Origin of the sequence: Streptomyces sp. NPDC059853, assembly GCF_042731495.1 — a bacterium.
In the GTDB taxonomy this organism is placed as follows: domain Bacteria; phylum Actinomycetota; class Actinomycetes; order Streptomycetales; family Streptomycetaceae; genus Streptomyces.
Window position 1 is genome coordinate 1 of sequence record NZ_JBHWJL010000358.1, and the last position, 4,715, is coordinate 4,715.

General features: G+C 71.8%; 6 protein-coding genes and 1 pseudogene. 2 read left to right on the forward strand and 5 right to left on the reverse strand.

Annotation, left to right across the window (positions count from 1 at the left end; all coding sequences use genetic code 11):
• From ACFV5N_RS24805 to ACFV5N_RS24825, 5 genes and pseudogenes are all read right to left on the reverse strand, one after another.
• Positions 1-240: pseudogene (locus tag ACFV5N_RS24805) on the reverse strand (histone protein); the annotation flags it as partial.
• 33 nt (positions 241-273) lie between these two features.
• Positions 274-537 (reverse strand): gas vesicle protein GvpG, encoded by a 264-nt coding sequence (locus ACFV5N_RS24810; RefSeq protein WP_385603894.1) that lies wholly within the window; start codon positions 535-537, stop codon positions 274-276.
• Between the two features lies 1 nt (position 538).
• Positions 539-1,306 (reverse strand): GvpL/GvpF family gas vesicle protein, encoded by a 768-nt coding sequence (locus ACFV5N_RS24815; RefSeq protein WP_385603897.1) that lies wholly within the window; start codon positions 1,304-1,306, stop codon positions 539-541.
• A gap of 1 nt (position 1,307) precedes the next feature.
• Positions 1,308-1,757, reverse strand: a complete 450-nt coding sequence (gene gvpJ, locus ACFV5N_RS24820) for a gas vesicle protein GvpJ (RefSeq protein ID WP_385603900.1) — start codon at positions 1,755-1,757, stop codon at positions 1,308-1,310.
• Between the two features lie 23 nt (positions 1,758-1,780).
• Positions 1,781-2,071, reverse strand: coding sequence for a gas vesicle protein (locus tag ACFV5N_RS24825; protein WP_385603902.1), 291 nt, complete (start codon positions 2,069-2,071; stop codon positions 1,781-1,783).
• A gap of 546 nt (positions 2,072-2,617) precedes the next feature.
• Between ACFV5N_RS24825 and ACFV5N_RS24830 the strand changes: the two genes are divergently transcribed.
• Together ACFV5N_RS24830 and ACFV5N_RS24835 are read left to right on the forward strand one after the other, a co-directional pair.
• Positions 2,618-3,721, forward strand: a complete 1,104-nt coding sequence (locus ACFV5N_RS24830) for a non-reducing end alpha-L-arabinofuranosidase family hydrolase (RefSeq protein WP_385603905.1) — start codon at positions 2,618-2,620, stop codon at positions 3,719-3,721.
• A 72-nt stretch (positions 3,722-3,793) separates the two neighbouring features.
• On the forward strand, positions 3,794-4,708 hold the full coding sequence (locus tag ACFV5N_RS24835; protein WP_385603907.1) for an alpha/beta hydrolase family protein: 915 nt from the start codon (positions 3,794-3,796) through the stop codon (positions 4,706-4,708).
• Positions 4,709-4,715 lie beyond the last annotated feature (7 nt).

The following is a 4,715-nucleotide window of genomic DNA, read 5'->3' on the forward strand; positions in this document are numbered from 1 at the left end:
GGAGAGGGCGGTGCGTCCGGACTCCAGGAGGTCGCCGCGCATCCGTTCGCTCAGCTCACCGAACTGCGGGTGCTCGCGCAGCCGGCGCATGCCCTCCTCGGCGAGATGGCGTGGTGTCAGCGGAAAACGGCGGCCGATGACATAGGTGGCCACGGCGAGGGCGACCTTGGCCTTTCGGGTCCGGCCCAGCAGATACCCGCCGGCGATGCCGGCGGCGAGAGCGGTTTTGGTGTTGTCCATCGACGGTGCCTGTCCTTTCCGCGGGAGATACGGTCAGCCGGTGGGATACGGGGGCGGCTCGTGCTCCGGTTCCTGGCGCTGCTGGATGGCGAGCAGCAGCCGTTCCTCCCGCTCCTCGAACTCCTCGGGGGTCACCTCGCCCTGCTCCAGGGCCAGATGCAGTTGCCGGAGCCGGGTCATCAGGGGCGCGGGGTCGTACAGTTCCTCCTCCGCCGCGTCGGTGATCCGCTCGGCGACCCAGCCGGTGAACCGCACCGGGGCGAGCGGCAGCAGGAGGATCTCGGAGAGCAGGCCCATGTCAGCGCACCCGGGCGGTGGTGGGGGCCGGGCGGCGGGCCGGGGCGGGCCGGCCCGGGGGTCCGGTGAAGCTGAAGCAGGGCAGCGGGCCGGAGAGCCGGAAGTCGGCGTGCCCGGTGTACTCGGCCACGCAGTCGGCCACCGTGGTCCGGAACTCCTCCTCGGCCTCGCGGCGCAGCAGGAAGGACAGGTTGAGGACGCAGCCGTCGAGTTCGGGCCCGGTGGCCGTGTCGTCGGCCAGGGCGCGCACCCGGTCCCGGGTGCGGACGGCGGCGCGCAGCGCCCGGCGTTGCAGTCCTTCGGCGACGGCCTGGCCGAGCCGGATGCTCGCCTCGTACCCGGGGTGGGCGCGCAACTGGCTGTGCAGCCGGCGCAGCCGGCCGTCCTCGCGCAGCAGTTGGGGCAGCGCGTCCTCGACGACGAGCGCCTTGAGGTTCATCTCCACCCGGCCGGCGAGGCGTTCCAGGACGGCCAGCTGCTCGTCGGGGCGGTCGGCCAGCCGGGCCCGTACGGTGTCCTCGTCGGGTGCCACGGAGCCGAAGCGCATCGGGATCACCGGGCCGGCCGCGGCCAGCGCGATGAGGGCGTCCTGGTGGGCGATGATGTCGCGGCGCCGGGCCAGCATGCCGTCCGGCGCGGCGCTGACGACCGCCGTCAGCTCCCCGGCGGGCAGGGCGCGCAGCGGTTCGGGCGGGCTCCCCACTCCGGTGAGCCCGGCGGGCAGGGGCTGCCCCGTACGGACCACGCCGTACACGTAGAACCGGCTCATGTCAGTCCCCGATCTCGCCGAGTCTGCCCGGCAGAGCGCTCTTGACCTTGTCCTTGGCCCCGCCGGCGGCCTTCTTGGCCTTGCCGGCCACGCCCTTGGCCTTCTTCTCGCCGGCCTTGGCGGCGTGCTTGGCGCCCTTCTTGCCGGCCTTGCCGACCATGCCGACCCCGCCCCCGCTCATGTCGCCGAAGAGTTCGGGAACGGTGCGGCTGCGGGTGTCGGCCTCCAGGTCCATCCGGTTGCACGCTTCGGCGAACCGCAGATAGGTGTCGACGCTGGCGATGACGATCCTTATGTCCACCTTGACGATCTCGATCCCGACGAGGGAGACCCGCAAGAAGACATCGATGACCATGCCACGGTCGAGGATGATGTCGATGACGTCGTAGAGGGTGCCGGTACGCGGCACACACGCGACATCATCCCGGTAGGTAGTGGTGGTCGTGCTCATGAGGCTCTCCCTCGGTCGGAGGTTCAGTCGTCGGTGGCGCACCGGCGGTAGCGGCGCACCCGCTCGTACTGCAGGAGACGGCCGTCGCGGTCGAGATCGACCTCGTAGGTGGCCATCAGGCTGGTGGTGTCGGGGATACGGGGCACCTCGACCACGTCGACGCGTACCCGCCATCCCTTGTCGATGGGGCTGACGGCGGATACGCCGTCGACGGTGTGCCCGGTCAGCGCGGCCAGGCGGTGCCCGGCCCGGCGGGCGGCGCCGACGGGCCCCTTGACGGGGGCGGGCCGGCGCTTGTCAGGGTGGTCTGCCATGCCCCCATCACGTCACGGCGGCATCACGGGCGCACCCGCAGTTGAGCTGTTGGGACCGCGCCTGCGGGCCGGTCGGGTGGCGCCTTCCCCGGTGCCATCCCCCGGTCGGCCGGGCGGCTTTGCCGGTGCGGGCCCGCGTCGGCGGCGCGCCGTCCCCCGCGGACGGTGCGGCGGCGGGCGGGACGCGCTCCGGAGTGCCCGGGGACCTGCCCGGCCGCGCGACGCGCGCACGGCAGGCCCCGGCTCCCGGGCGGCGCGGCGGCCCGCACCGGCCGGCCGGCGGAGCGGGAAATCCGTACGACGTGTGTTGACTCAGGCCTTGCCCTCGCTATCATCCGAGGCGTCCGAAGGGTCAGTCGATGTTCGGCCTGCCGAACATGCGCACTGGCCGCTGGTCCGTACCCCACGTCCGCGGGCCAGGGCAGGACGTACGCGCACCATCCGTTTTGTTCCGGTGAGGTCCCCCCACACCCCGCTGTGCCGGACACATGGCCAGGCGACGTTCTCGTGGGTGAGCCCACCGGCCGAGCCGACACGGAGACGCCGATGTTTTCCCCAGTACGCCGTTCCCGCTCCCGGCCCCTCCACGCGGCCGTCGTCCTCCTGCTCGGTGCGGCGCTGGCGCTGACCGCCGCACCCGCCTCCGGCGAGCAGGTGGAGGGCGCCGCCTCCCAGGACCGCGCCGCCCAGCAGCAGTTACCCAGCAGCTTCCAGTGGTCCTCCAGCGGGCCGCTGATCTCCCCTTCGCCGGACATCAACTCCCTCGCGGCCAAGGACCCCTCGGTCGTCCAGGACGACGACGGAACCTGGCACGTCTTCTTCACCTCGGTCGACACCAGCGGCGACTGGGGACTGGCCCACACCAGCTTCACCGACTGGTCCCAGGCCGCCACCGCTCCGCAGACCGACCTGGAAGCCGCGTCCGCCATCGGACCCGGCTACCGCGCGGCACCCCACGCGTTCTACTTCGCGCCCGGCGACGAGTGGTACCTCGTCTACCAGACCGGCCTGCCCTCGTACTCCACCACCACCGACCCCAGCGACCCCACCAGTTGGTCGGCGCCGCGGAACTTCATGGACAGCGTGCCCGAGGTGGTCCGGCAGAACATCGGCGACGGCAACTGGCTCGACTTCTTCGTCATCTGCGACGACACCATGTGCTACCTGTTCTCCGCGGACGACAACGGCCACGTCTACCGGTCCGAGACCACCCTGGCCCAGTTCCCGGACGGCTTCGACAACACCCGGATCGTCCTGGAGGACGGCGCGCACGACCTCTTCGAGGGCGGTGCCGTCTACCGCGTCGGCGACAGCGACACCTATCTGCTGATCTGGGAGGCCATCGGCCCGGACGGGCGCCGCTGGTACCGCGCCTTCACCGCCGAGGGCCTGACCGGCGCCTGGACACCGCTGGCCGACACCCAGCAGAACCCCTTCGCCAGCCGCGCCAACGTCACCTTCGAAGGCGGCGCCTGGACACAGGACATCAGTCACGGCGAGCTGATCCGTTCCACCAACGACCAGACCATGACCATCGACCCCTGCGACCTCCGGCTCCTGTACCAGGGGATGGACCCCTCCGCCGGCGGCGAGTACCACGAACTCCCCTGGCGCCTGGGGCTGGCCACCAACACCACGAACAGCTGCTGATCCCCCACGCGGCCGGGACCTGCCCGGCCGTCGGCACACCTCCCCCACCCTCCCCCACACAAGGAGTCACCCATGACGATGCGACGACGCACGCTCCTGGGTCTCGGCGCGGCCGGAGCGATCGGCACGGGCGCCGCCCTGCTCGGCGCCGCGCCGGTACAGGCACTCCCCGCCCCCAGGACCCAGCCGGCCCCCACGCAGACCTTCGCCGTCGGAGTCCGGGAGTACCACTGGTCCCGCGGCGGCCGTGCGCTGTTCACCAAGGTCTTCTACCCCGCCGCCGGGACCCCGGGTGGCCGGCCCGTCCCCAACGCGCCCGTCGCCGACGGTGTGTTCCCCATCGCCGAATTCAGCCACGGCATGGGATGCAACTCCGACTGCTACTCCTCGCAGACCAACGGTCTGGCCGCGGCGGGCTTCATCTGCCCCGCCCCCTCCTTCTCCGACAACACCAACCTCGGGAGCGTCTACGGCGGCGAATGGTCGCGTGACGTGTCCGAGGTCATCACGCGGACCCTCGCGCTGAACGACTCCTGGGACGACCCGATCGCCGGCCACATCGACACCGCCGCCGGAGTCGGCGTCTCCGGCCACTCCATGGGCGGGATGACCACCCAGGGCCTGGTCACCGCGTGGCCGGACGAACGCATCGCCGCCGCAGTCCCCATCGCCTGCGTGGACATGGGCGACCCGACCGGCGCGGTCGGGGCCAACGTCCTGTTCATCCACGGCGACCGGGACCCGACCTGCGACTACCAGTCGGCCCGCGCCGCGTACGACAAACTCGCCGCTCCCAAGGCCTTCCTCACCCATCTGGGAGCGGACCACGGCTCCTATCTGGTCCCGGACTTCCCGACCTACCCGCAGACCGAGAACACCTTCCTCGACTGGTTCCGCTGGAGCCTGTACGGCGACACCGGTGCCCGTGACCGCCTGCCGGCCGGAGCCTCGGCCGATGGCACCCGATGGGAGGCAGTCCTGGGGTAGCCGGAAC